The sequence below is a fragment of the Psychrobacter sp. CAL346-MNA-CIBAN-0220 genome (assembly GCF_040309805.1).
Lineage (GTDB): Bacteria > Pseudomonadota > Gammaproteobacteria > Pseudomonadales > Moraxellaceae > Psychrobacter.
Window position 1 is genome coordinate 1 of record NZ_JBEOPF010000339.1, and the last position, 268, is coordinate 268.

Below are 268 nucleotides of genomic sequence, written 5' to 3' on the forward strand. Positions count from 1 at the left end.
TATCTATTTTCATCATGGTACTGATACTTATACCATCATAAAGATTTGTGCGCCCCAACCATGACACTGGCAGTCGGCTTGAATTCTTGAGTCGTGTTACAACCTGTCGCTGATAGTGCCATCGTCGCCAGTAATAAAGCAGCAGTGATATGGGTGATGTTTTTATAATGATTGGATAAAGACAACATAAGACATTCCTAATATAAGTAAGAAGCATGGAGATAAAGGGTATAAACAGGTATTTAATTAGCTTTGCTAAGAGTAGGCG

The 268-nt window shown here is 38.4% G+C and carries 1 protein-coding gene; it reads right to left on the minus strand.

Translation table 11 applies throughout. From position 1 onward, the window contains the following. Positions 1-35: 35 nt before the first annotated feature. The gene (locus AAEY88_RS13895) at positions 36-188 is read right to left on the minus strand and encodes a hypothetical protein (protein ID WP_156772646.1); all 153 of its coding nucleotides are present in this window, start codon (positions 186-188) and stop codon (positions 36-38) included. Positions 189-268 lie beyond the last annotated feature (80 nt).

Coding starts and splice junctions, on each gene's coding strand:
- AAEY88_RS13895 (WP_156772646.1), bottom strand. CDS start 188: ATGTTGTCTTTATCCAATCATTATAAAAACATCACCCATATCACTGCT.